We start from the raw sequence: 26,081 nt of genomic DNA on the forward strand, positions 1-26,081 counted from the left end.
CCGGCTTCAGCCGGACAGCAGGATTTCGGGCGGCGGCCGGACCTCGCCGCGCGCCTGCGCGGCGGGCACGATCGCGGGCGCGCCGGCGATGCCCGCGCCGCGCTTCGCGGCCGCCTCCGACGCGTCGCGGCTCGCGTCGTTCAGCGCCTGATAGCGGCGAAAGCGCGACGGCGACATGCCCTTCACCGCGAGGAACTGGCGATTGAAGTTCGACAGGTTGTTGAAGCCGCTCCTGAAGCAGATGTCGGTGATGCTCGCGTCGCCGTCCATCAGCAACTGGCAGGCCAGATTGATCCGCATCCGGTTCACGTACTGCACGAACGGCAAGCCGGTGTGCCGCCGGAAATAATGCGAGAACGCGCTCACGCTCTGCCCGGCGAGCCGAGCGAGATCGGTCTCGCGCAAGTCGTTCGCGAGGTTCTTGCCGATGTACGCGAGCACGTGGTTGATGCGGGTCGACGCGAAGCTCGACGCATCGGCTTCGTACGCGGGGCTCGCGAGCAGCTCGCGGTCGGCCGCGTCGGCAAGGATCTGCAGCATCGACAGGAACAGCACGATGCGCCGCAGCCCGCGCGCATGGATCAGCTCGGCGAAGAGCGGCCGGATCGCCTCGCTCGTGCGCGGGCCGAACTGCACGCCGCGGCGCGCGTCGGCGAGCAGCGCGTCGACATGCCGCCATTCGGTGAAGCTGTCCGCGCAGCGCGACACGAACGCCTGGCCGAATTGCACGACGAGATTGCGCTCGGCGATCGTCTTGCCTTCCGGCACCTCGCTCACCCAGTTGTGCGGCAGGTTCGGCCCCATCAGCACGAGGTTGCCGGGGCCGAAGCCGCCGACGTAGTCGCCGACGAACATCTGGCCCGTCGTCTCGACGATCAGATGCACTTCGAACTCCGGATGGAAGTGCCACCGCACGGTGCGGTACGGATAGCCGTGCGACCACGCCTTGAACGACTCGCCGCGGCGCACGTCGACGACTTCGAGATCGGGCTGCACACGCTCCTCCTATTGCTCATGCCACGGCGCGCGCGCCGCGTCTCCAATGCGACGGGGCGCTCAGCGGCGCGCTCCGCCGTTCGTTTTGTGTCGTTCGAACGATAGTGGCCGGCCATCCGGTCGGCCACTAAAAATCAGACACCGGACTGGTATTTTTTTGAATTCGGACGAATACGCAGGCCGGAGGCGTCAAATTTGGTGCGAAGCAACAGGTGGTCTTGCGCGCATTCGGCGGCGCGGCAGCGCGCCGCCGCCTCCGGCCGTTCGCCGGGATCGTTCGCGAGATCGCGCCGGGCACGCCGATCGCCGCCGCCGCGAAGACACGCCGCCCGCAGCGCGATGCGAATCACGCGGGATTGATTCCGCCTCCAAATTAATGGATTAAGTCGACAAATCACGATTTCCATTTTTCGACAAAGATAAATCATCCGATCAAGATAAATCCCTAAATTACCGAATATAAAATTCCCGGCAAGGAGAAAAGAATATTCCGATTGAATTTCCTTTCGGGCGATGCTATAAACCTAACGCCGGATGCCTTACTATCATGAAAGGACACCGGCACACTCGATATCTTTTAGGAGATTAAAATGGTTCGACTTTTGGCGAAGCTGCTTCGTTCGACGATCCACGGCTCCAACGGTGTCAGCCTGGACGCGGTTTCCTCGACGCACGGCACCCCGGGTTTCCAAACCCCGGACGCTCGCGTCATTTCGCGCTTCGGGTTCAATTAAATCGCGCTTCGTGCTCGATTGAGTAACGCTTCATGAAGCTGGTGGGGCATTTTGCCCCACCGGAAAAAATCACCATGACGCCAGCCAGCCATTGCCATATTGCGGTATTCGATCAGGCGATCGTCGCACTCGATATGCAACGGTCGCGCTATTTTCTTTACGACGAAGCATGCGCGAAGGCTTTTGCCGATCATTATCTGGATTTCAAGCCGATCGATGCGCCGCATGCATTGAAGCCGTTGATATCCGACCGGATCGTCGTCGCCGCATCGCCAGCGTCCGTCCCGAAGCGCATTGCCGATTACCGCGGGTGGGCGTTCGACACGTTCGATTCGGGCATCTGGGCAAGCCGCACGCTCGGCGAGCGAAGCGCGGCCGGCTTCGAGTGGCTGCCGTTCTGGCGCATCGTGCGCGGCGCGGTGTCGCTCAAGATGCGAGGCTTTCGCGCGCTCTCGGCGCTCGACCGTCTCGCTCGGCTCGACGCGGGCGCGGAACAACGCGTGCGCGCCGACGGCGGTCCGTCGCGCACGGCCGAGCGCTACCTGCGCGCGTCGATCTGGTCGCCCTTTCGCATCACGTGCCTGCAAATGTCGTTCGCGCTCGCCACGCACCTGCGGCGGGAGAACGTGCCCGCTCAACTGGTGATCGGCGTGAGGCCGATGCCGTTCGTCGCCCATGCTTGGGTCGAAATCGACGGGCGCGTGTGCGGCGACGAACCGGAGCTGAAAAAGAGCTATGGCGAAATCTATCGAACGCCGCGACATGACGAACGCGCCGGCCCGTTCGGGCTGGCGGCTTGAACGGGGCGCGTGGACGGACGCGCGCGGGTATCGCGCGCTGCTGTCCCTCGACGCCGCCCCCGACCGGCCGATCGGCGTGACGCTGCTCGAGGCCGGCGACCGCGCCCGCGCGTACCTGCGCGACGCGCACTCGCGCATCGAGCGCTCGCTCGCGCGCGCCCGCACGCTGCAGGAAGCGCGCGACACCGTCACGCGCTCCGTGTGGGGCGCGTACCTCCTCGTGCTGGACGAAGCGGCGAGCGGCCGGCGCCTGTTCATGCCCGACCCGCTGCATTCGGTCCGGCTTTATTACCGGACGGACGAGCGCGGGCGTGTCGACGTCGATCCGCGGGCGGCGAACCTGCTCGATCGCGCGTCGATCGACTGGAATCTCGATTACCTGATCGAATTCGCGTGCACGCAGTTCGGTCCGCTCGACGAAACGCCGTTCGCGTCGGTCCGCGTGGTGCCGCCCGGATGCGCGCTCGTCGTCGGCCCCGACGGGCGCTGCGCGATCGAGCGCGCGTGGCTGCCGCGCGCGCAAGCCGCCGGCGACGTGCGCGCATCGTGCGCGGCGGCGCTCGACGACGTCTATTCGCGCATCGCGCACAGTCATCCGAACGTGTGCGCCGCGCTGTCGGGCGGCGTCGATTCTTCCGCGGGCGCGATCTTCCTGCGCAAGGCGCTCGGCGCGAACGCGCCGCTCGCCGCCGTCCACCTGTACTCCACGTCGTCGCCCGACTGCTACGAGCGGGACATGGCCGCGCGCGTCGCCGATTCGATCGGCGCGCAGCTCATCTGCATCGACATCGATCGCCACTTGCCGTTCTCCGAGCGGATCGTGCGGACCCCGCCCGCCGCGCTGAACCAGGACATGCTATTTCTCGGCATCGACCGCGCGGTGTCGAACGCGCTCGGCCCGTCGTCGGTGCTGCTCGAGGGCCAGGGCGGCGATCTGCTGTTCAGGGCGGTGCCCGACGCGAACGCGGTGCTCGACGCACTGCGCAGCAACGGATGGTCGTTCGCGCTGCGCACGGCGGAAAAGCTCGCGATGCTTCACAACGATTCGATTCCGCGCATCCTGCTGATGGCCGCGAAGATCGCGCTCAGAAGGCGGCTGTTCGGACAGGACGCGCCGGCCTCGCGGCAGACGATGTCCAGGCTGTTCGCGTCGTACGCGCCGCGCGCGGCGGCCGGGCGGTCGCGCCGTCACGCGCCGCGCGCTGACGCGCCGCTCGACGAATCGATCTCGATGCTCGACCGGTTCGTGTCGATCATGACGCCCGTCACCGACGCCGCGTACACGAGCCGGCTCAATCCGTATCTCGCGCAACCGGTCGTCGAGGCGGCGTTCGGCCTGCACAGCTACGACAGCTTCGATCACCGCAACGACCGGATCGTGCTGCGCGAGATCGCGTCGGCGCACACGCCCGTCGACGTGCTGTGGCGCAGAACCAAGGGATCGTTCGGCATCGGCTTCGTGAAGGGCATCGTGTCGCACTACGACGCGTTGCGCGAGCTGATCCGCGACGGCGTGCTGATGCGCAGCGGCAGGCTCGACGAAGCGGAGCTCGAGCACGCGCTCAAGGCCGTGCGCGTCGGACAGAACGCGGCCGCGATCAGCGTCGCGCTCGTCGGATGCGTGGAGGTTTTTTGCGCGTCCTGGCAGAATTTCGTGACGAACCGGCACGCCGCGGTATGCTGACGAACCGTTTCGCCGCATCCCCGATGGCGCGCGCGCGGCCGCACCCGGTCCCGCCGCGCGCCGGAACATGGCCCTTCCCATCCGAAACGCCGGCTTGCCGGCCCGATCGCGAATCGACATGAAGCTTGCTGCGCTACGCTCGTTGGCGGACGTCGTCCGCCTGATGGTCGACAAGGAAACGAAGGCGAGAAAGCTGATCGTCGCCGGCGTGCTGATCGAGGCGCTGACGTCGGCCTTCATGCTGCTCGGCCCGCTCGCGTTGAAGCTCGCGGTCGACGAGATGTCGCGCGCGCAGTTCGACGCGGCGAAGGCTGCCGTCGATATCGTGCTGTTCGCCGTGCTCTGGTCCGCGTCCGCGGTCTCGTCGATCGCGCTGCTCGCGTACACCGGCAAGATCGTGCACGCGACGTCGAATACCCTGCTGCGCCGCGCGCTGCATGCGCAACTGCCGGCGCTCGCGAGCCGCGCGTCGAGCGACAGCGGCTACGTGCAGGGCCTCCTCGAGCGCCTGCCGTACAGCCTGCAGGTGATTATCGAAGGCGTGCTGTGGAAGATCGCGCCGGTGGCGATCCAGCTCGTCGTCGCGCTCGCGCTGATCGCGCTGCTCGTGCCGCTCCGATACGCGGCGATCCTGTTTGCCGTGCTGGCCGCCTACTTCGTCTTTTCTCACCTGTCGGCCGAGCAATACGAGAACAGCGCGGCGACGACGAACCACGCGGCGGGCGAGCTGTCGGCCGCGCTCGGCGACGTGCTGGCAAACGCGCCGCGCGTCGTCTACAACGGCGCGGTGCCGCGCGAAATCGACTACGTCGCCGCGCGCGCCGACGCGCGCCTCGACGTCAACTGGCGCCGGTCATGGCTGCTCACGCGCGCGGCCGCCTATCAGTACGGCATCATCGCGCTCGGCATGGCGGCGATGTTCGCGCTGTGCGTGCGCGACATCGCCGCGCACCGGATCACGCTCGGCGATTTCATGCTGCTGCAGACCTACGTGTTGCAGTTCGCGCTGCCGCTCGGCGCGTACGGGTTTGTGCTCCGCCAGGCGGGCGCGGCGCTCGCGAACGTGCGCGAGGCGCTCGCGATCGCGCCGCGCGCGGGCGGCGGCGATGGCGACGGCGGCGCGCTCGCGCAGCCGCGCCCAGGCGGCTCGGCCGCGCACATCGCGGTGCGCCGGCTCGCGTTTCGCCGGGCCGGGCGCTTCGCGATCGAGCCGATGTCGTTCGATCTGCCGGCGGGCAGCTACACGGCGATCGTCGGCCACAACGGCTCGGGCAAGTCCACGCTCGCGAAGATCGTCGCCGGGCTGCTGCCGCCCGACGAAGGGGGGGTCGCGTATGACGGCGTCGACCTGTACGGCGTCGCCGGCGACGCACGCCACCGCTTCGCGCTGTACGTGCCGCAGGACGTCGCGCTCCTGAACCGCTCGCTGCGGGAGAACGTCCGCTACCCCCCGTCGACGCTCACCGACGACGATGCCGCCCGGCTGCTCGAGCGCCTCGCGTTCCACAAGGACGGCCGGCGCATCGATCTCGACGGCGACGTCGGCGAAGGCGGCGCGCGCCTGTCGGGCGGCCAGGTGCAGAAGGTCGAGCTCGTCAGGCTGATGGGCGTCGACGTCCCCGCGATCGTCCTCGACGAAACGACTTCGGGGCTCGACCCGCACAGCGACACGCTCGGCATCGCGATGCTGCGCGAGCGCCTCGGCAGACGGACGACGCTCGTCCTGATCACCCACCGGATCGCGAACGTCGAGGCGGCCGACCAGGTGCTGTTCCTGTCCGGCGGGCGGCTCGTCGCGGCGGGCCCGCACCGGCGCCTCGTCGACACCTGCGACGAATACCGGACGTTCTGGCGCCGCCAGCCCGAACCCGCCGACGCGAAGGCGTGATGCGCGGGCGGCCGCGCTTGCGCGGCGCGCGCCTCACCGGCGCGCACGCATACGCGCGGATGCGCGGACGAACGCGGGCGAATCCCGTTCAGTAGATGAACAATCGAATCGTCGCCGTCCCGCTGAACGGCCCGATCTTCGGCGCGCCGAACGACTTCAGCACCGCGTCGAGCACGACGTTCTGAAACGACACGTTGCCCGGCATCTGCGTGAGCACGAACTGCTGGTTGAAGGCAATCGCATTGCCGTTCCTGTCCTCGATGCCGATTCCGAAGTTGCTGTCGCTCTGCGGCACGAGCAGGCCGTTGCGCACGGTCTGCGACGTCTCGAAGTAGCCGTCGATACGCACCGCTATGCTGCATTTCCTCGTCAACGCCAGACCGAACGGCCTGCGCGGCACCGCCGGCGAAAAGCCGTTGCCGGATGCCTGGATCTGCCCGAACTTCACGATTCCCGGCTCCGGCGTGGCCGTCACGTCGACCATGCACGGCGTCGGCTTCAGGTTTTGCAGGCCGCTCAGCTTGTACTGGAAGCTCGGGTTCGTGTTGTTCAAGCCCTTCTCGCCGTCGAACTGGAACACCGTGTCGACGTCGCCCGGCGGCTGCACCCACGCGCCGTTCTTGCGCACGACCACCTGGTAGGCGATGCTGACCGGAATCTTCGGGCAGCGCTTCGCGTTGAAATCCGTCAGCGAGCACGGCGGCACCGCGAAGCCCGTCGGCACGCCGGTGCCCGGACGGCTGCCCGCGCCGAAATGGTCGACGCCCCGATAGCGGATGCCGATCCCGAGCCCCCACGCGGCCGGGTTCTTGCCGTCCGGATTCGCGGAGAAGTAGATGTTGTCGACGATGTTCAGGTTGCCCGCGCCGCCGAGATCCTTGTAGCAGTAACCGTCCGTCGTGCGCGGCGCGGAAATCCAGATCACGTGGCCGTCCGGCGCGTCGGTCGGATACGACGCGACGTCGCCGATCGGCTCGGCGAGCGAGCTCTGGCCGCTGTTCGTCAGACAGCGCACCGCCCACGCGGGCTGCGCGAGCGCGACGAGAAGCGCCGCGCTCGCCCTCGCGAGCCAGCCCGGCATGCGCCGAGGCAGAAGGCGGGCGCGCGCTCATCGCTTCACGCTCCGGCATGCGTTGCCGTCGCACGCGTATTCGACCGTCACCTGGCCGCCGTAGTCGTCGACGTGCGTGACGAACAGGCCGCCCGCCGCCGACGCCGAGAACGGCACGCTCGCCGTGCTCTTCGGATTCACCATCACCGGATCGAGCGGCTGCGCCGCCCTGTTCGCGTCCCCCCGCGAGCGCGACCACCGTCACGTGGTACGGCGTCGGGTTGTCGAACACGAGCTTGCGCGCGGCCGCACGCTAGAAGCGGCGATGGCGCGTTTCGCGAACCATCCGGAGCGCGCGATCGCGATCGGGCCGATCGCGGCGGCGGCGACCGATCGCCGCCGTCGCGCCAGCGGCCGGCCGCTTCGTCACCTCATGCGAACGAAGACGAACGGCGCGCCATCGCCGCCGATGAGCGCGTGCGGCGCGTTCACGCACACGCGTCTTCGCCGCCGCACGCGGCGCGCGACCAGCCGCCGCCGAGCGCGCGATACAGCGTGATGGCGTTCGTGAGCCGCAACTGCTTCAGGCGAATCAGTTCCTGCCCGGACTCGAACGTGCTGCGCTGCGCGTCGAGCAATTCGAGATAGCTTGCGACGCCGCTGCCGTAGCGCCGCTCCGCGAGCCGCAGCCGCTCGGCGTCCGCGCCGTAGACCGCCTGCTGCGCGGCGAGCTGCGCATCGATCTGATCGCGCGCGGCGAGCGCGTCGGCCACTTCGCGGAACGCCGTCTGGATCGTCTTTTCGTATTCGGCGACCGCGATATGCTTGCGCGCGTCGGCGACATCGAGATTCGCGCGATTGCGTCCGCCCGCGAAGATCGGCAGCGTGAGCCGCGGCGCGAACGTCCACACGCTCGAGCCTGCCGAGAAGAGCCCCGAGAACGCGTCGCTCACCGAGCCGATGTCGGTCGTGAGCGCGATGCGCGGGAAGAACGCCGCGCGCGCCGCGCCGATGTTCGCGTTCGCCGCGACGAGCCGCTGCTCGGCCTGCCGGATGTCAGGCCGCTGCTCGAGCAGGTCCGACGACAGCCCCGGCGACACCCGCGCGACCGCGAGTTCGTCGAGCGCGGGCGCATCGGCGGGCAGGGCCGCCGTGAAGTCGCCCGCGAGCAGCTTCAGCGCGCTCGCCGCCTGCGTGTGCTCGCGCTCGAGCGCCGCCTTCGATGCGCGCGCGGACGCGACGAGCATCTCGGCCGTGCGCAGCTCGATCGCCGTGCTCGTGCCCGCCGCGTAGCGGCGCTGCGTGAGCGCGTAAGTCGCGTCGCGCGCGGCGAGCGTGCGTTCGGCGAGCTTCAGTTGGTCGACGAGCGCGCGCTCGCGCACATAGGCGGACGCGACTTCGGCGATCAGGCTGACGCGCGCCGCGCGCTGCGCCTCGGCGGTCGCGAAGTACTCGGCGAGCGCCGCGTCCGACAGGCTCTTCACGCGGCCGAACAGGTCGATCTCGAACGCGCTCAAGCCGACGCTCGCGCGATACAGCGAGCTCGTCGCGCTCTCGCGCAGCACCGGGTCGTAGAGCCGCGTGCGCTCGTAGCCGAGGCTGCCGTCGATCGACGGCAGCCGGTCCGCGCGCGCGACGCCGTAAAGGCCGCGTGCCTCCTCGATGCGCAGCGTCGCGATCCGCAGATCGCGATTGTTCGCGAGCGCCGCGTCGATCAGCGCGCGCAGCGCCGGATCGGTGAAGTACGCGCGCCAGTCGTCGAGGCGCACATCGTGCATCTCCTGCACATTGCCGCCGCCGCGCGCGTCGGACGCTGGCTGCGCGTCGCGCGCGCCGCTGCCGGCTGCCGCCGGGCTCGCGGCGCGCGGCGCGCCCGCCGCCGCGGGCAGATAATTCGCCGGCACGGGCGCGGCCGGACGCTCGTAGCGCGGCGCGAGCGTGCAGCCCGTGACGAGCGCGGCCGCGAGGGCGGCCGGCCATGCCCGCAGCCCGCCCGGCCGCCGCGAACCGTGCGGCCCGCCCTGACGGGCCAGGGGTTTCATCATCGTTTTCACTTGATCTCCAGTGCCGCGCGCGCGCCGCCGCGGCGACGCGGAACGATGTCGACCACGCGGCCGACGCATACGAAAAAGAGCGGGACGAGGAAGATCGCGAACAGCGTCGCGCTGATCACGCCGCCGAGCACGCCGGTGCCGATCGCGATCTGCGCGCCGGACGCGGCGCCCGTCGCGAACGCGAGCGGCAGCACGCCGACGCCGAACGCGAGCGAGGTCATCACGATCGGCCGCAGCCGCAGGCGCGCCGCCTCGAGCGCCGCGTCGGCGAGCGACATGCCCTGCGCGACCAGGTCCTTCGCGACCTCGACGATCAGGATCGCGTTCTTCGCGGACAACCCGATCGTCGCGATCAGCCCCACCTTGAAATAGATGTCGTTCGGCATCCCGCGCAGCGTGACGCCCGCGACCGCGCCGATCACGCCGAGCGGCACGACGAGCATCACCGCGAACGGGATCGACCAGCTCTCGTACAGCGCCGCGAGCGCGAGGAACACGACGAGCACCGACAGCGCGAACAGCATCGGCGCCTGCGCGCCCGACAGCCGCTCCTCGTACGATTGGCCCGACCACGCGTAGCCGATGCCCGCGGGCAGCGCCGACGCGATCCGCTCGATCGCGGCCATCGCCTCGCCGCTACTGTGCCCGGCCGACGCGGCGCCGTTGATCGTGAACGACGGGAAGCCGTTGTAGCGTGTCAACTGCGGCGGGCCCATCGTCCAGTGCAGCGTCGCGAACGCGGCGAGCGGCACCATCTCGCCCTTCGCGTTGCGCACGCGCAGCTTCGTCACGTCGCCCGGATCGAGCCGGTGCTGCCCGTCCGCCTGCACGATCACGCGGCGCACCTGCGAGCCGTGCATGAAATCGCCGATGTAGTCCGAGCCGAACATCACCGCGAGCGTCGCGTTGATTTCCTCCATCGATACGCCGAGCGCCGACGCCTTCGCGCGATCGATGTCGAGCTTGAGCTGCGGCGCGTCCTGCGTGCCGGCGAACATCAGATCGGTGAGGACGGGGTCCTTGCGCCCGTCGGCGAGCAGCTTCTCGCGCGCGGCGACGAACGCGCCGTAGCCGAGCCCGCCGCGGTCCTGCAGCCGGAAGTCGAAGCCGCCCGTCAGGCCGAGGTCCGGCAGCGCCGGCATATTGATCGCGAACACCATCGTATTCGGCGTGCCCGCGAAATGCGCGTTGATCCCCGCGATGATCGCCTGCACCTGGTCCTGCGCCCGCTTGCGCTCCTTCCAGTCCTTCATCGTGACGAAGATCATCCCGCCGTTCGGCCCCTCGCCGTACAGGTTGTAGCCGCCGAGCGCGAACGTGTACGCGCTCGGCGAATGCGTGCGCACGTATTCCTCGACGCGCCGCACGCTCTGCATCGTCTCGGCGAGCGGCGTGCCCTGCGGGCGGATCACCATCACCATGAAGTTGCCCTGATCCTCGTCGGGCAGGAACGCGGCCGGCAGCTTCGTGATCAGCAGCGCGGCGGCGGCCGTCAGCGCGCCGTAGACGACGAGCCAGCGCAGCGGACGCTTGAGCACCCGCCCGACGCGCTGCGTGTAGCGGTGCGTCGAGCGCGCGACGAAGCGGTTGAACCAGCCGAAGAAGCCGTCCTTCTCGTGATGGTCGTCGGCGACGGGCTTGAGCAGCGTCGCGCAGAGCGCCGGCGTGAGCGACAGCGCGAGGAACGCCGAGAAGCCGATCGACACCGCGAGCGCGAACGCGAACTGCCGGTAGATGTTGCCGACCGCGCCGCCGAAGAACGCCATCGGCACGAACACCGACGTGAGCACGACGGTGATCCCGACGATCGCGCCGCTGATCTGCTTCATCGCCTTCACGGTGGCCTCGTACGGCGGCAGCTTCTCCTCGACCATCAGCCGCTCGACGTTTTCGACGACGACGATCGCGTCGTCGACGAGGATGCCGATCGCGAGCACCATCCCGAACATCGTCAGCACGTTGATCGAGAAGCCCGCGGCGAGCATCGCGCCGAACGTGCCGAGCAGCGCGACGGGCACGACGAGCGTCGGAATCAGCGTCGCGCGGAAGTTCTGCATGAAGAGGAACATCACCGCGAACACGAGCACGCCCGCCTCGACGAGCGTCGTCACGACCTTGCTCATCGACACGCGCACGAACGACGCCGTCTCGTACGGAATCTGGTACTTGACGCCCGGCGGGAAGAACTTCGCGAGCTCGTCCATCGTCGCGCGCACGCGCTTTTCGGTGGCGACCGCGTTGGAGCCGGGCGCGAGCTTGATGCCCATGCCCGTCGCCGTCTTGCCGTTCACGAACGACGGGTAGTTGTAGTCGTTGCCGCCGAACTCGATTCTCGCGACGTCGCGCAGGTAGAGCGTCGAGCCGTCGGCGCGCGCGCGCAGCGCGATCGCGCCGAACGCGTCGGGCGTCGTGAGCGGCGCGTCGGCGAGCACGGTCGCCGCGATCGGCGCGCTGTCGGGCACCGCGCTGCGGCCGACGTCGCCGATCGTCACGCGCGCGTTGTGCGCGCGCACGGCCGACGCGATGTCGGACGCCGTCAGGCCGAGCGCCGCCATCTTGACGGGGTCCGGCCAGATCCGCATCGCGTACTCGGCACCCCAGAACTGCACCTTGCCGACGCCCTCGACGCGCCGCAGCGCCTGCAGCACGTTCGCCGAAGCGTACTCGCCGAGTTCCACGCCCGACAGCCGGCCGTCCTCCGACGTGAGCGACACGATGATCTGCGCGTTGTCGGCCGCCTTCTCGATCGAGATGCCGTCGCGCCGCACGGGCTCGGGCAGCCGCGCCTCGACGGTCTTCAGGCGGTTCTGCACGTCGACGGCCGCGAGATCGGCGCTCACGCCCTGCTTGAACGTGAGCGACAGCGACGCCTGGCCGGCGCTGCTCGTCGCCGACGTGTACAGCAGGCCGGGCACGCCGTTCATCTCGCGCTCGATCACGGCCGTGACCGATTCCTCGACGACCTGCGCGGACGCGCCCGGATACGTCGCGTAGAGGCTGACGACGGGCGGCGCGATGTCCGGATACTGCGCGACGGGCAGCGCGCGGATCGCGAAGATGCCGCCCAGCATGATGAATAAGGAGATCACCCATGCGAACACCGGGCGATCGATGAAGAAACGAGCCATGATCGAGTTGTGCCTGTCAGGTTTGGCGCTTGTCGGGCGCGGCAGCCGCGGCGGCGCCGGAGGCCGGCTGCGCGGCGGCGCCGCGCTCGACCGCCTTCACGGTCGCGCCCGCATCGAATTGCGCGGCGTCGACGACGACGACGCGCTCGCCGCCCGCGAGCCCGCGCGTGACGATCCAGTCGCGGCCTTTCATCTGCGTGGCCTCGACCGTCACGTCGCGTATCTTTCCGTTCTCGCCGACGACCTTGACGGTCGCGCTGTCGGCCGTGCGCAGGAGCGCGTCGCGCGGCACGAGGATCGCGTCGCGCGCGACCGCGCGATCGAGCGCGATCCGCACGTACGCGCCCGGCAGCAGTTCGCGCTCCGGATTCGGAAAGAGCGCGCGCATCGCGACCGTGTCGGTGGACGGATCGACCGCGAGATCCGCGAACAGCAGCTTGCCCTTGCGCGCGTAAGTGCTGCCGTCCGGACGCACGAGCGTCACCTCGACGTCCTGCTGCGCGATGCCCGCCGCGCGCCCGCTCTTCACCGCGCGCCGCAGCGATTCGACGTCGGCGGCCGGCTGCGAGAAGTTCACGTAGATCGGATCGAGCTGCTCGACGGTCGTGAGCGGCGTCGCCTGATCCTGGCCGACGAGCGCGCCCTCCGTCACGAGCGCGCGGCGCGCGCGGCCGTCGATCGGCGACGTGACGGTCGCGTAGTCGAGCTGCAGTTGCGCGCGCGCGAGCTCGGCGCGCGCCGACGCGACGGCCGCCTTCGCCTGCCGCTCGTCGGCGAGCGCCTCGGTGTGGTCGCGCTCGCTGACCGCGCGGTCGCGCACGAGCTCGTCGTAGCGGCGGCGCTTGTCGAGCGCCGCGAGATGCGCGGCCTGCGCCTTCTCGAGCGCGCCCGCGGCCGCGTCGCGCGCCGCCTTGAACGGCGCGGGATCGATCCTGAACAGCACCGCGCCGCGCTTGACCTCCTGCCCTTCCTCGTAGGTCCGCGCGGTCACGATGCCCGCCACTCGCGCGCGCACCTCGGCCTGCCGGTATGCGTCGAGCCGGCCCGGCAGCTCGACCGACAGCGGCACCGACGTCTTCTTCACCGTGACGACGCTCGCCTCGCGCGACGCGGCCGCCTCGTGGGCGCTTTCGCGCTTGCCGCAGCCGGCCGCGACGAACGCCGCGACCGCGAGCGCCGCCCACCTGCGGCGCATGCGTGCCCATTCGTATTTCATCGTTTTCCTCGCAAGTCGCTCGACCGGGACGAATTTGGGGCCGGTCGGGGCGATCGATTATAATCAGTCACGATTGATTAAATAATGTCGTCCGACATATTGTCGTAAGAAAGCGACACGGATTTGAAAGGGAGCATCACCCACATGGCCCGCAAGACGCGCGAAGAGTCGCTGAACACGAAGAACCGGATCCTCGACGCCGCCGAGCTCGTGCTGCTGGAAAGGGGCGTCGGCCAGACCGCGATGGCCGACATCGCGGAGGCGGCCGGCATGTCGCGCGGCGCGGTCTACGGGCACTTCAAGGGCAAGATCGAGGTGTGCGTGGCGGTGTGCGACCGTGCGTTCTCGCGCGCGGCCGAGGGCTTCGATCTGTCCGACGAGCGGCCCGCGCTCGCGACGCTGCGGCTCGCCGCGTCGCACTATCTGCATCAATGCGGCGAACCCGGCTCGATGCAGCGCGTGCTCGAGATCCTCTACATGAAATGCGAGCACAGCGAAGAAAACGCGCCGCTGATGCGCCGGCGCACGCTCTACGAATTGCAGACGCTGCGCATCGTCAAGGCATTGCTGCGCCGCGCGGTCGCCGCGGGCGAACTCGACGCGTCGCTCGACGTGCATCTCGCGGGCGTCTATCTGCTGTCGCTGCTCGAGGGCATCTTCGGCTCGATGATGTGGTCGGCTCGGCTGCGCGGCGATCGATGGCGCGACGCCGAAGCGATGCTCGACGCGGGCGTCGATACGCTGCGCGCATCGCCCGCGCTGCGCGCGGCCTAAGATTGCGCATCGCGCGCTTTGTCGCGCGCCAATGCGCGCCAAGCGCGCATCGAGCGCTTTGAGTATCCGCCCCCACATAAAAATATCGAGTTCTCCGGAACAATTGCTCGCGCCGCACGGTCACTTTTGCTGGCGTCGATTCTTTATCCGGGTTTGAACCCTCGAAAATCGAATTGCCGCTCGGAGCGGACGTGGTCCGCGTCGTTGGGCCGAGCGGCGCGCAGCGGGGCGCGGTCCGTTCACGGTCGCGCCCCGCCGCGTTGAACGCCCATGCGCTGCCGGCCCGCCCCGACGCGGGTTCTGACGCAGTCGCCGCCCACACCTTTTTCGTTCGAACCGCTTTTTTCAAGGATGTGGACACCCTTGGCCAAGCCAACCGCACAACCCGTTTCCGCTTCTTCCTCCGCTTCCCCCTTTCGCGCCGATCCCGCGCCCGTCGCCCGGTCGGCGGCTCGCTCCGCGCCCCCTCGTTCGTTCACACGCAAGCTGCCCGCGGCGGGCGCGCTCGGCGCGCTGATCGCGTGCAGCCTAGCGGCGCTGCCGGCCGTGTCGAAGTCGCCCGATGCGTCGAGCACGAACGCCGCGCGCGCGCCGCAGCGCGTGTTCGCCGACGCGCCGTTCCCGAGCGCGCAACGCTTCGTCACGGGCGAGCTCGAGCGCATGATCGCCGATCAGAACCCGCCCGCCGCGCCGCTGCGAACGCTCGCCGCGCGAGCCGCCTCGCCGGCCGCGGGCCCGGCGCTCGGCAACGCTCAGGCCGACGTCGCGCAGCCCGGGCCGGCGCGGCCCGGACTCTTCGCGCCGCTCGCCGAGCACCGCAACGAACTGCTCGGCTACGACGGCCGCGCGTTCTCGCTCGCCGATTCGGTGCTCGCGCTCGCGAGCAGCGGCGTGCGCGCCGGGCCGATCGACGACACGCTCGCCGACACGCTGAACCGGATCGACATTCCGCCCGAGGTGCGCATCCAGATCGGCGATCTGATCGCCGACCGCGTGCAGTCGCACGCGAGCGCGCGGCAGGGCGACCGCTACCGGATCGCGTTCGACGCCGCGTCGGGCAAGCCGCGCGTGACCGCGCTCGAGCTGCGCGTCGCGGGCCGCCGGTTCGGCGCCGTCTGGTTCAAGCCGCCGGGCGCGGCGAGCGGCGCGTACTACGCGTTCGACGGCGAACCGCTCGACGCGCCCGCGCTCACGATGCCCGTCGTCAGCACGCGCATCAGCTCGTACTTCGGCGAACGCGTGCATCCGCTGTCGCACATCCTGCAGATGCATACGGGCGTCGATCTGGCCGCGCCGAGCGGCACGCGCGTGAATGCGGCGGCGGCGGGCGTCGTGTCGTTCGTCGGCTACGATCCGGGCGGCTACGGCAAGTATGTCGTCATCGACCATCCGGACCGCCGGTCGACCTACTACGCGCATCTGTCGGCGTTCGCGCCGGGGCTCGACATCGGGATGACGGTCGCGCAGGGACAGCGGATCGGCGCGGTCGGCTCGACGGGCGCGGCGACAGGGCCGCATCTGCATTTCGAGGTGCGCGTCGACGATCAGCCGGTCGACCCGCTCGTCGCGCTCGCCGACGCGCAAAACACGCTGTCGGCGATGCAGCTCGACGCGTTCAGGCGCGCCGCGAGCGAAGCGCGCTTCCGGCTCGCGTCGGGCAGCGCGCGCCCGCTCGGCTTCGCGCAGGTCAGCGCGCCGCTGTGGGCCGAGTTCGCGACCGATACGTCGACGCTGCGCGCGATCTTCAACACGCATTACGCGTCGTCGTGACGGCGCGGTAGCGCATTGCATGCCGCGTGCGCCGGCGCGCGGCGAACGCCCGCATCCGTCGCGCCGCCCGAGACGGGAATGCGCCCCTGCCCTTCGACGCGTTTCGCCGAACGGCGGAACGCACCGGCGCTATCGCGGCCCGCCCGATGCCGGCTGCGCGGCGGCCGCGCGACACGCGCCGTCGGCGCGCGCCGGGCCGCGCCGACGGCGCGCGAGCAGCCACGTCGCCGCGACGTCCAGCGCGGTGCAGAGAATCAGGTAGATGACGCCGACGAACAGGAAGATCTGCGCGGGGTACACCATCAGCCGGTTGTTGACCTGCGTCGCGACGAACGACAGCTCCGGCACGCCGACGATGTACGCGAGCGACGTGTCCTTCACGAGCGACACCCACTGATTGACGAACGACGGCGTCATGATCCTCACCGCCTGCGGCAGCAGCACGTAGCGCACCGTCTGCCGGCGCGTGAGCCCGAGCGACAGCCCGGCCTGCCGCTGCCCGTCGCCCGCCGCCCGAATGCCCGCGTGCACCGAGTGCGCGAGATACGCGCCGCCGACGAGCGACAGCGCGCACACGACGGCCGCGAGCCCCGGCACGTCCGCGTGCAGCAGCACCGGCAGCAGGAAGTACGTCCAGAAGATCAGCATCAGCACCGGAATCGCGCGAAAAAAACCGATCACGACGATGAGCGCGCCGCGCAGCGCGCCTGTGGCGAGCGCGAGCGCGACGCCGAGCGCGACGCCCAGCACGGCCGATGCGAGCGCCGACGCGAGCGCGAGCGTGAGCGACAACGCGGCGCCGCCGAGCGGGCCGTCGGGAAACGCGCCGACGAGCAGGTACGGCAGATTGTTCGCGAGTATCGACAGATCCATCGTCAACGCCCCGCGAACGTGCGATCGCGTCGCCGCGCCGTCCATTGCGCGAACGCCTCGACGGCCGCGATCGCCGCGATGTACAGCACGGTCGACACGCCGAACGCGGCGAAGGTCCGGAACGTCTCGGTCTCGACCTGGCGCGACGCGTACGACAGCTCCGCGACGCCGATCGCCATCGTCAGCGACGAGTTCTTGATCAGATTCATGTATTGGCCGAAGAGCGGCGGCAGCGCGATCCGCACTGCCTGCGGCAGCACGACGAACCGGAACGTCTGCCGCGGCGACAAGCCGAGCGCGCCCGCCGCGCGATACTGCCCGGCCGGCACGCCGCGCAGCCCCGCCTGGAACTCCTCGGCGACGAACGCGCTCGTGTAGCCGCTCAGGCCGACCCAGCCGGCGACGAATTCGAACGACGGCCAATGCAGTTCGACGCCGCCCACCACGGCCGCGCGGCGCGTGTTGAGCCACGCCATCACGGGCTCGGGCAGCAGCGACGCGACGCCGAAATACCAGAACAGCAATTGCACGACGAGCGGCGTGTTGCGAAACGCGACGACGTACGCGGCCGCCGCGCGCCGCAGCCATGCGCGCCTAGCGTGCCGCGCGCTTGCGAGCGCGAAGCCCGCGAGCGTCGCCGCGACGGCCGCCGCGAACGACAGGCCGAGCGTCAGCAGGAAACCCTGCCATAACCACATCAGATATTTGGGAGCGAGCCAGGCGTTCATCTCGTTGCTTCGGGCCGCCTGTATGCGCGGCCGCAAGTGGCGTATCGCACCGCTTGCGCGGGATTGCGCGTCGAGGCGTGTCGCGGCGATCGCGCGCACCTGCTTGCGTCAAGCGTGAATGCGCGCCGCATGCGGTGCGCGGTTCGGCGCGCGGTTCAGCGTTTGTCGCCGATCCTGAAGATCCGCGCGAGCGGCGTCCTCGTGTTCGGCCCGAACCATGCGTCGTAGATCCGGCCCGCGCGGCCGTTCGCCTCGAGCTCCGCCAGCGTGTCGTTGACGAACGCGACGAGCCGCGTCTCGCCCTTCGGCGCGCCGACGCCCATGTAATCGTTCGAGATCGAAAACGCCGGCACTTCGTAATTCTGCTTGTCCGGCACGTTCGCGAGCAGGCCGATCAGCTTCGGCCCGTCCTGCGTGATCGCCTGCACGTTGCCCGCGCGCAGCGCGGCGAACGCGAACGGCGTGTCGTCGTACGCGACGATCGTCGCCTGCGGATATTTCTCGCGCAGCGTGACTTCGTTCGTCGTGCCCTTGTCCGCGCCGATGCGCAGGCGGTTCAGTTGATCGGCCGACTTCAGCACGCCTTTTTTCGCGAGGAACTGCTGGCCGGATGCGAAATACGGAATGCTGAAGTCGACCTGCTTCGCGCGTTCGCCGGTGATCGTGAAGTTCGCGAGCACGAGATCGACCTTGCCCGACGTCAGGAACGGGATGCGGTTCGCGGGATTGGTCGGTTGCAGCTTCAGCTTGACGCCGAGCTTGTCGGCAAGCGCCCGCGCGTAGTCGACGTCGAGACCGACGATCCGGTTCGTCTTCGGGTCGACGAAGCCGAACGGCGGGTTGCTGTCGAACGTCGCGACGCGCAGCACGCCGGCCTTCTTGATGTCGTCGAGCCGGTCCGCGTGCGCGGCCGCATGCGCGGCGGCGAGCGACAAACCGATGAGCCAGGCAGCGAATGGCTTGAATTTCATTGGCGCGTTTCTCTTGTTCCGGGTGACGCCGGCGCGGTGCGTCCGGCCGATGAGCGACGCGGCGCGCGATGCGCCGCGAGTCCGTCACCGTATCAGCGCATCCGCCGTTTTCGAACCAAGAAATGCTGCTGAACTCAGCAGCTTTCGTGCTATCGCCCGCGCGGGCGGCATGCGCTGCGGCGCGACGCGTTCGCGCCGGCGCGCGGCCCCGTTCAATTCGCGAGACGCGGCGCGACGTATGCGCCGTATGCAGGCCCGACGCCGCCCGCGCTCACGGGAATCCGGTAGCCGCCGACGAAGTGGCCGGTGATCGCCTTGATATTCGCGCCGTCCGACGCGTCGACGTAGAACGCGGCGAACGCGACGATCGGCACGTAGGTCTTGCTGCTGATCTGCGTGGCGACCGGCACGACGACCGTCACGCCGACCGGCACGTCGTAGTAGAGCGCGGTCTTCACGCCGGGCTCGATCCAGATGCTGTCGCCGATCGAAAGCGGCGTCGGGTTGCCGTTCGCCATCAGTCCGCGCACGGTCGGCACGTCGTTCGCGTTCACGAGAAACGTCGTCCACTGGCCGGCATAGCAGGTGCCGCCGTACGTCTGGCCGTTGCCCACCTGGAACTCGTACGGCGCGCCCGTCGTCGGATCGACGCGCGGCGCGCCCGCCTGCGCGTCCCAGTATTGATCGAGCACGCATTGATCGATGACCATCGGAAAGAGTCCGCCCGCGCCGACCGTCGACGGCGCGGCGGCGACCGCGACCGCCGTCGCCGCCGCCGGCGTGCCGAGGATGCCGAGGAAGCCGCCCATCAGCAGCGAAAGCGGGCCGCCGTTCTGGTTCGTCGCGCGCGTGACGGTCGTCTGCACGGCCGGCACGTCGTACGCGCCCGGCGCGAGCGTCGTCGGCTCGAGGCCGGCGGGCGCGCCCGTCACGTTCCAGTAGCCCGTCTGGACGACGCCGCTCGCTAGCGTCGCGCCGTCGGACGCGTTCAGCGACAGCGCCGCGCTCGCCGCGCTCGCGGCCGCCGCCCATGCGGGCGCGCCCGGGCTCGACTCGAGCGACGCCGCGCCGGCGAGCGCGGCCGCGTCCGCCGCGTTCTGCAGTTCGTTGCGCGCGGTGGCGACGCGCGGCAGGTCGATCGCGAATGCGCCGAACAGCAGCAGCACCGGCAGGAACAGCAGGAACCACAGCACGACGGAGCCGCGCTCGCGGTGGCACGCGGCGGCGGCGGCGCGACGCTCATTCATAGTTCATCACCGTCACGGCCGTCAGCGTGATCGGGCCCGTGAGCGAGCTCAGCGCGGAGCCGAGCACGAGGCCCTGATACGTGTAGCTGACGGTCACTTTCAGCGCGCTGCCGGGCGACGTGCCGGCCGACTGGTCGACGTAGACGACGGGCGCGCCGACCGTGCCGCCGCTCACGAGGCTGCCCTGCGCGTACGACAGCGCGATGTTCTCGATGTCGGCCGCGGCCAGTTGCGGCACGCGCACGACGACGCCCGCGCGCGCGGCCTCGCGGCTCGCATTGGTGATCACCGCCTTGTCGCAGAGCAGCAGGCTCGTGTCGACGATGCCGAACAGCACGAGCATCATGAACGGAAACGCGAGCACGAACTCGAGCGACACGACGCCGCGCTCGTCGCGGACGAGATCGGCGACGCGGCTCATTTGACGATCTCCGCGCGCACCGGCGCGGGGCCGGCGTCGGCGATCGCGCCCGCTGCATTCGCCGCATTCGCCGCGGTTGCCGCAGCCGCCGCAGTTGCCGCGTGCGGCCCGGCCGCCGCACCCGGCGCGCCGGCCGGGCTGCCGGCCCCCACGCCCGCCGCACGGCGCTCGCGCACGTTCCGGTAGAAACGCAGGTTATCCTCCGCAGAGGCCGCCGGCAGGTCGTGAACAAGGATGCGCTTCGCGGCATCGTCGTTGCCGAGCATCCCGTACGCGAGCGCCAGGTCTTCGCGCGCCTGCGCGGGCGCGTTCGGCAACCCCGCGACGTCGAGCAGCACGTTCGCGCCCTCGCGCGCGCGGTTCGCGAGCACGAGCGACAGGCCGAGATCCGTCGTGAGCGCGTGCGCGTCCGGATGGCGCGCGAGCGTCGCGCGATACACGCGCTGCGCGTCGTCGTGCCGCCCGAGCAGATCCAGCACCGTGCCGAGGCCTGCCGCCGCCGCGATGTTGTCCGGATGCGCGGCGTTCAGCTTCGCATAGCGCGCGAGCGCGTCGTCGAGATGCCGCTCGCGCAGCGCGACGCGCGCGAGGCCCAACTGCGCGCGCGGATCGTCCGGCGCGGCCGCGGCCGCCTGCGCATACAGCACGCCCGCTCGCGCGAGCTCGCCCGTCTGGTACATCGCATCGCCGAGCCCGACCCGCGCGGGCAGCGAGCGCGGGTCGGCCTTCAGCGCGCGCTCGAAGAGCGTCGCCGCGAGCTCCGCGTTGCCGGCCGCGAGCGCGCTCTCGGCCACGTTCAGATCGCTGTCGCCGACCGTGCCGCGCTGCGACAGCACCGGCCGCGGCTGAAACACGCCGTGGCTCGCGCAGCCCGCAAGCGTCGCGGCGAACAACAGCGCGCACAGCAGCGCGGCCGGCATCGCGCCGCGCGCACGCCCGCCGCTTCCCGCGCGGCCCGCGCGCGCCCCGCGGCCGATGCGCCGCGCCGTGCATGCGCGAACGCATGCGTCGTCGAAATGTCGCTCATTCATTTGTGGAACACCGCTATCAGTCGAATCACCGCCGGCCCCGCCGCGATCAACGCGACGGTCGGCATCACGAACAGCATCATCGGCAGCGTCATCTTCGGCGCGAGCTTCGCCGCCTTTTCCTCGAGCGCGATCATCTGCATCGCGCGCTCCGTGCGCGAGAGCATCCGCAGCGACTGCGTGATCGGCGTGCCGTACTGCTGAGACTGGACGAGCGTCGTCACGAGCGCGCGCATCGACGGCAGGCCGATGCGCGCGGCCATCGCGTTGAGCGCGAACGCCGCGTCGCCGCCGATCTGCAGTTCGTCCGCGCAAACGGAGAATTCGTCGGCGAGCGGCGGGCAGATCGTCCCAAGCTCGGACGCGACGCGCCGGATCGCGACCGCCAGACTGTTGCCCGCGTTCGTGCAGATCACGAGCAGATCGAGCGCATCGGGCAGATACGCGGCGATCGTCTTCTGGCGGCGCGCGACCGCGAAGCCGAGCGCGTGCTCGGGCAGCATCATGCCGATCACGAACGCGCCCGCCATCATCAGCACGCGCAGCACGAAATAATCGCCGACGCGCGGCACATGCGCGCCGACGACGAGCGCGGCGAGCCCCGCGCATGCGCCGACGACGAGCTTGAGCCCCGCCATCACCGACACCGCGCGGCGTTCGCGAAAGCCCGCGCTCGCGAGCCGCGCGGCGAGCTTCATCCGCTGCGTCGCGTCGACGACAGGCACCCGCTCGCCGAGCGACGCCACCCGCTGCGCGACGCGCCGCGGCACGCTGCGCGCGCCGTCGTCCGCGGGCCCGTAGACGGCCGACGCGCGCGCGGCGCTCGTGCGCGCACGCTGCGCGACGCGCCGGCGCACCGCGACGTCGCGCACGAACAGCCGCGCGAGCGCCGCGACGGCGACGAGCGCGAGCAGGACGGCGATCGACAGCGCGGCCCGGTTCATCGCGAAGTGTCCAGGTTGGCGATCTTGCGAATCATCGCGAGACCGATCGTGAGCAGCACCACGGCGAGGATCAGCATCTTGTGCCCGGCGCGCGTGTGGAACAGCAGCTCGATGTACGGCCGGTTCACGACGAACAGGAACGCGGCGATCGCGAACGGCACGGCCGCGATGATCTTGCTCGCGATGCGCCCTTCGGCCGTCAGCGCGCGCGTCTTCATCCGGATGTCGCGGCGCGCGCGGATGATGCCCGAGAGGTTCTCGAGCGTTTCCGTCAGATTGCCGCCCGTCTCGCGCTGCAGCGTGAGGCACACGCCGAAGAACGAGAAATCGGCGAGTTGCAGCCGCGCGGCCTGCTGCTCGAGCACGTCCTTCATGTCCGCGCCGACGCGCAGCGCGTCGCCCATCGCGCGAAACGTCGCGCGCACGGGCTCCTCGCTTTCGCGGCCCGCGGTGCCGATCGCCTGCGCGACCGGAATGCCCGCGCGCACCGCGCGGATGATCAGATCGAGCGCGTCCGGGAACACGGATAGAAAGCGCTGCTTGAAGCGCGCGATCAGCATCCGGTAGACGGCGCGCGCCACGCCGGCCGCGAGCGCCGCCGCGAGCGCGATGCGCAGCCACGGCGCGACGCCCGCGAGCGATGCGCCGACGAAGCCCGCGAGCGCCGCGAGCACGGATGCGAGCGCGATCGCGCGCACGCCGCCGCCGCCCGCCGCCGTGCGCACGCGTTCGCCGCGCACACGCAGCCACGCGCGCAGCGGGCCGCCTTCGCCGTCGCCGTGCGTGCGGACGAACAATGGCAGGCCGACGCGCGACGCGCGCGCGGGCGGCGTCCGCACGTGCGCGCGCGCATCGCGCAGCGCGTCGACGCGCGAGCGCACGCGCGCGGCGGGCCGCCGCCGCGCGAGGTCGCGCAACGCGCGCGCGATGAAGCCCGCGACGACGATCGCGAAGAACGCGCCGACGGCGACGACGTCCGCGGCGCTCACGGCTGCAGCGCGCCGAGCAGCGCGCCCTCGAGGCCGTAATACGCGGCGCGCTGCGCGAACGCCGGGCGCAGCGACGACGATTCGAACATCCCGTGCACCTGCTCCTGGAACGCGCTCGCGTCGTAGCGGAACGCGAACAGATCCTGCGTGATCACGACGTCGCCTTCCATGCCGGCGATCTCGGTCACGCGCGTGACACGCCGCACGCCGTCGCGCATCCGCTCGATCTGCAGGATCATGTGCACCGCGCTCGCGATCTGCCGGCGAATCGACACGAGCGGCAGATTGCCGTTGGCCATCATCACCATGCTCTCGAGGCGCGTGATCGCGTCGCGCGGCGTGTTCGCGTGGATCGTCGTCATCGAGCCGTCGTGGCCCGTGTTCATCGCCTGCAGCACGTCGAACGCCTCCGGGCCGCGCGTCTCGCCGAGGATGATCCGGTCGGGGCGCATGCGCAGCGCGTTGCGCACGAGATCGCGCTGCGATACGCCGCCCAGCCCCTCGCTGTTCTCCGGACGGGTCTCGAGGCTCACCACGTGCGGCTGCTGCAATTGCAGCTCCGCCGCATCCTCGATCGTCACGATGCGCTCGTGCGAATCGATGAAGTGCGACAGCGCGTTCAGGAGCGTCGTCTTGCCGGAACCCGTGCCGCCCGAGATCACGATGTTCAGACGGCACGCGCTCGCGATCTTCAGCACCTCGACCATCGCCTGCGACAGGTTGCCCTGCTGCGCCATTCGCGCGAGCGTGATGTTGCGTTTCGCGAACTTGCGAATCGAGATCGACGCGCCGCGGATCGCGATCGGCGGCAGCACGACGTTCACGCGGCTGCCGTCCGCGAGCCGCGCGTCGACCATCGGGCTGCTCTCGTCGACGCGCCGCCCGACGGCCGCCGCGATCCGCTGCGCGACGTTGATCACATGCGCGTTGTCGCGGAACTTGAGCGGCGTGAGCTCGAGCCTGCCCGCGCGCTCGACGTACACCTGGTCGGGGCCGTTGACGAGGATGTCGGTCACGCGCTCGTCCGCGAGGAGCGGCTCGATCGGGCCGACGCCGAACATGTCGTTGAGGATCTCCTCGACGATGAGCGCCTGCTCGGCGAGCGTCACCGTCAGGCGCTCGCGCGCGATCACGTCGGCGGCCGTCTGCTCGATGCCTTCGCGCACCTCGGCGCGCGACATCATCAGCGCGGCCGACATGTTCATCGACGAAAAGACGACCGTGCGGATCGTCTTGAACGTCTCCGAGCGGATCAGCGCCTCGTGGTGGTCTTGCGCGTGACCGGGGTCGTCCGCGCCGTCGCGATCGTCGCGTGGCGCATGCGCATGGCCGTCGGGTGCGCCGCTTTCCCGCAAGACGCCGGCGGGCGGGTTCGCGCGCGAAGCGCCGGCCGGATCGCCCGCGCACGCCGCACCGCCCGCGGCTGGCGCCGATGCATGGCCGACGGCGGGCGCCGCGCCCGCTGACGCGGCGTCGCCCGCGAACTCGCGCGCGGCGCCGTCTGAGCCGGGCGCGAACGAAGACGCCGGACGCCGGCCGAACATCACCGCGCTCCCCGCGCGCCGGTGAGCCGCGCGTACCAAGGCCGGCGCGACGCGCTCGCCGCGTCGGCCCCCGTCAGCCCTTGCGCGAGCGTGGCGATGCCGGCCGCGAAGCCGCCGCTGCGCGGCGCGTCGAGCGCCGCGCCGAGATTCTCGGCGACGGCGAGCGTGAGCGGCTCGTACGGCAGCTCGAGCGCCGACGCGCGCCCGACCGCTCGCGCAAAGTCGGCCGGCTCGACGCGGCCGCGCACCGGCTGCTGCGCATTGTTGAGGATCAGCGATACGTGCGCGTCGCCGTCGCGCGCCTGCACGTGATGCAGCAGCCGCGCGGCCTCGCGCGCCGCATGCACCGAGCGGTCGGCGACCACGTAGACGCTCGCGCACGCGGCGAGCGCCTCGTCGACGAGCCGCCCCGCGCGCTCGGGCAGATCGAGCAGCACGTAATGGAACTGATGCCGCAGCGCGCCGACGAGCCCCGCAACCGCGCCCGCGCGCAGCGGCGCCTCGCTGTCGTACGGCAGCTCGGCCGACAGCACCGAGAGCCGGTCGCTCTGCGCGACCATCGCCTGGTGGATCAGTTGCGCATCGAGCCGCTGCGGATTCTGCAGCAGCTCGACGAGCCCCTGATTGCTGACGACGCCGAGCATCGAGCAGGCCGCGCCGCCGTGGCAATCGAAATCGACGTACGCGACGCGGCGGCGCGTGCGGTCCGCGAGATGGCGCGCGAGCGCGACCGCGATGCTCGTCACGCCGACGCCGCCGCGCGCGCCGACGAAGCCGATCGCCTTGCCCGTGCGCGCGGCCGCGTTCGGATCGGCCGCCGACAGCGCACGATGCACGAGCTCGACTGTGAGCGGCTTGACGAGATAGTCGCGCACGCCGACGCGCAGCATGCTGCGGAACAGGCCGACGTCGTTATGCTCGCCGACCACGATCACGTTCACCGACGGATCGCAGACGTCGGCGAGCCGCGCGAGATCGGACAGCGGCATCGCCGCGCCCGACACGTCGACGAGCAGATGCTGCGGCCCGTGCGGTAAATCGCGCATCAGCGCGATCGCATCGTCGATCCCGCCGCGCGCGACATGCGCCCCCGTCATCGCCTGATCGACGATCAGATTGCGGATCACTTCGTCGCTCGCCGCGTCGGCGACGATCGCGATCAGGCGCGCGCCGCCCGCCGCCGCGCGCAGGTCCTTCGCGCGCTGCGCGCCGCCCATCAAGTCGAATGCTCCCATTGCGCC

The 26,081-nt window shown here is 70.3% G+C and carries 22 protein-coding genes and 1 pseudogene; 6 read left to right on the forward strand and 17 right to left on the reverse strand.

Annotated features, from left to right (window positions below; all coding sequences use genetic code 11):
- Positions 1-6: 6 nt before the first annotated feature.
- Both BTH_RS24635 and BTH_RS34650 read right to left on the reverse strand, forming a co-directional pair.
- The gene (locus tag BTH_RS24635; protein WP_009891228.1) at positions 7-996 is read right to left on the reverse strand and encodes an AraC family transcriptional regulator; all 990 of its coding nucleotides are present in this window, start codon (positions 994-996) and stop codon (positions 7-9) included.
- 134 nt (positions 997-1,130) lie between these two features.
- Entirely contained in the window at positions 1,131-1,403 is a 273-nt protein-coding gene (locus BTH_RS34650) for a hypothetical protein (protein WP_154660008.1), read from the reverse strand.
- A gap of 183 nt (positions 1,404-1,586) precedes the next feature.
- On the opposite strand from BTH_RS34650, the gene capA reads away from it, so the two are divergent.
- The 4 genes from capA (at position 1,587) to BTH_RS24650 (ending at position 6,102) form a co-directional block, all read left to right on the forward strand.
- Positions 1,587-1,730, forward strand: coding sequence for a capistruin family lasso peptide (capA, locus tag BTH_RS33970; protein ID WP_009905508.1), 144 nt, complete (start codon positions 1,587-1,589; stop codon positions 1,728-1,730).
- Positions 1,731-1,804: 74 nt separating this feature from the next.
- Positions 1,805-2,530 (forward strand): lasso peptide biosynthesis B2 protein, encoded by a 726-nt coding sequence (locus BTH_RS24640; RefSeq protein ID WP_009891230.1) that lies wholly within the window; start codon positions 1,805-1,807, stop codon positions 2,528-2,530.
- A complete protein-coding gene (locus BTH_RS24645) occupies positions 2,466-4,214 on the forward strand; it encodes a lasso peptide isopeptide bond-forming cyclase (RefSeq protein ID WP_011402377.1) in 1,749 nt (582 codons plus the stop codon). Before BTH_RS24640 ends, BTH_RS24645 begins: the two co-directional genes overlap by 65 nt.
- Before the next feature lie 118 nt (positions 4,215-4,332).
- Positions 4,333-6,102: an ATP-binding cassette domain-containing protein gene (locus BTH_RS24650; RefSeq protein ID WP_025369392.1), complete on the forward strand. Its 1,770-nt coding sequence runs from the start codon at positions 4,333-4,335 to the stop codon at positions 6,100-6,102.
- Between the two features lie 88 nt (positions 6,103-6,190).
- On the opposite strand, the gene BTH_RS24655 is transcribed toward BTH_RS24650, so the two are convergent.
- From BTH_RS24655 to BTH_RS24670, 5 genes and pseudogenes are all read right to left on the reverse strand, one after another.
- Positions 6,191-7,183, reverse strand: a complete 993-nt coding sequence (locus BTH_RS24655; protein WP_011402379.1) for a fimbrial protein — start codon at positions 7,181-7,183, stop codon at positions 6,191-6,193.
- A gap of 27 nt (positions 7,184-7,210) precedes the next feature.
- Positions 7,211-7,463, reverse strand: a pseudogene (locus tag BTH_RS33975) (molecular chaperone); the annotation flags it as partial.
- Positions 7,464-7,641: 178 nt separating this feature from the next.
- Entirely contained in the window at positions 7,642-9,198 is a 1,557-nt protein-coding gene (locus BTH_RS24660; RefSeq protein ID WP_025988535.1) for an efflux transporter outer membrane subunit, read from the reverse strand.
- A gap of 5 nt (positions 9,199-9,203) precedes the next feature.
- On the reverse strand, positions 9,204-12,335 hold the full coding sequence (locus BTH_RS24665) for a multidrug efflux RND transporter permease subunit (RefSeq protein ID WP_009909530.1): 3,132 nt from the start codon (positions 12,333-12,335) through the stop codon (positions 9,204-9,206).
- Positions 12,336-12,351: 16 nt separating this feature from the next.
- Positions 12,352-13,551, reverse strand: a complete 1,200-nt coding sequence (locus tag BTH_RS24670; RefSeq protein ID WP_009891247.1) for a MexX/AxyX family multidrug efflux RND transporter periplasmic adaptor subunit — start codon at positions 13,549-13,551, stop codon at positions 12,352-12,354.
- A gap of 144 nt (positions 13,552-13,695) precedes the next feature.
- On the opposite strand from BTH_RS24670, the gene BTH_RS24675 reads away from it, so the two are divergent.
- Both BTH_RS24675 and BTH_RS24680 read left to right on the forward strand, forming a co-directional pair.
- Positions 13,696-14,325: a TetR family transcriptional regulator gene (locus tag BTH_RS24675; RefSeq protein ID WP_009891248.1), complete on the forward strand. Its 630-nt coding sequence runs from the start codon at positions 13,696-13,698 to the stop codon at positions 14,323-14,325.
- A 363-nt stretch (positions 14,326-14,688) separates the two neighbouring features.
- Positions 14,689-16,095 (forward strand): peptidoglycan DD-metalloendopeptidase family protein, encoded by a 1,407-nt coding sequence (locus tag BTH_RS24680; protein WP_025369396.1) that lies wholly within the window; start codon positions 14,689-14,691, stop codon positions 16,093-16,095.
- A 129-nt stretch (positions 16,096-16,224) separates the two neighbouring features.
- On the opposite strand, the gene BTH_RS24685 is transcribed toward BTH_RS24680, so the two are convergent.
- The 10 genes from BTH_RS24685 to BTH_RS24730 all read right to left on the reverse strand — a co-directional run bounded on the left by BTH_RS24685 (position 16,225) and on the right by BTH_RS24730 (position 26,075).
- The gene (locus tag BTH_RS24685; protein ID WP_011402382.1) at positions 16,225-16,968 is read right to left on the reverse strand and encodes an amino acid ABC transporter permease; all 744 of its coding nucleotides are present in this window, start codon (positions 16,966-16,968) and stop codon (positions 16,225-16,227) included.
- 2 nt (positions 16,969-16,970) lie between these two features.
- Complete coding sequence (locus tag BTH_RS24690; RefSeq protein ID WP_009909546.1) at positions 16,971-17,696, reverse strand: amino acid ABC transporter permease; 726 nt, start codon at positions 17,694-17,696, stop codon at positions 16,971-16,973.
- A gap of 155 nt (positions 17,697-17,851) precedes the next feature.
- A complete protein-coding gene (locus BTH_RS24695; RefSeq protein WP_009891254.1) occupies positions 17,852-18,667 on the reverse strand; it encodes an ABC transporter substrate-binding protein in 816 nt (271 codons plus the stop codon).
- 212 nt (positions 18,668-18,879) lie between these two features.
- The gene (locus BTH_RS24700; RefSeq protein ID WP_009891256.1) at positions 18,880-19,914 is read right to left on the reverse strand and encodes a TadG family pilus assembly protein; all 1,035 of its coding nucleotides are present in this window, start codon (positions 19,912-19,914) and stop codon (positions 18,880-18,882) included.
- The gene (locus BTH_RS24705; RefSeq protein ID WP_009891258.1) at positions 19,907-20,335 is read right to left on the reverse strand and encodes a TadE/TadG family type IV pilus assembly protein; all 429 of its coding nucleotides are present in this window, start codon (positions 20,333-20,335) and stop codon (positions 19,907-19,909) included. Before BTH_RS24705 ends, BTH_RS24700 begins: the two co-directional genes overlap by 8 nt.
- Positions 20,332-21,366: a tetratricopeptide repeat protein gene (locus BTH_RS24710; RefSeq protein WP_009891260.1), complete on the reverse strand. Its 1,035-nt coding sequence runs from the start codon at positions 21,364-21,366 to the stop codon at positions 20,332-20,334. The genes BTH_RS24705 and BTH_RS24710 overlap by 4 nt, the downstream gene beginning before the upstream one ends.
- On the reverse strand, positions 21,363-22,307 hold the full coding sequence (locus BTH_RS24715; RefSeq protein ID WP_009891262.1) for a type II secretion system F family protein: 945 nt from the start codon (positions 22,305-22,307) through the stop codon (positions 21,363-21,365). The genes BTH_RS24710 and BTH_RS24715 overlap by 4 nt, the downstream gene beginning before the upstream one ends.
- Positions 22,304-23,296 (reverse strand): type II secretion system F family protein, encoded by a 993-nt coding sequence (locus tag BTH_RS24720; protein ID WP_009891264.1) that lies wholly within the window; start codon positions 23,294-23,296, stop codon positions 22,304-22,306. The genes BTH_RS24715 and BTH_RS24720 overlap by 4 nt, the downstream gene beginning before the upstream one ends.
- A complete protein-coding gene (locus tag BTH_RS24725; protein ID WP_011402385.1) occupies positions 23,293-24,840 on the reverse strand; it encodes a CpaF family protein in 1,548 nt (515 codons plus the stop codon). Before BTH_RS24725 ends, BTH_RS24720 begins: the two co-directional genes overlap by 4 nt.
- Positions 24,840-26,075: an AAA family ATPase gene (locus tag BTH_RS24730; RefSeq protein WP_009891267.1), complete on the reverse strand. Its 1,236-nt coding sequence runs from the start codon at positions 26,073-26,075 to the stop codon at positions 24,840-24,842. The genes BTH_RS24725 and BTH_RS24730 overlap by 1 nt, the downstream gene beginning before the upstream one ends.
- Positions 26,076-26,081 lie beyond the last annotated feature (6 nt).

The sequence above is a fragment of the Burkholderia thailandensis E264 genome, from assembly GCF_000012365.1.
Classification (GTDB): domain Bacteria; phylum Pseudomonadota; class Gammaproteobacteria; order Burkholderiales; family Burkholderiaceae; genus Burkholderia; species Burkholderia thailandensis.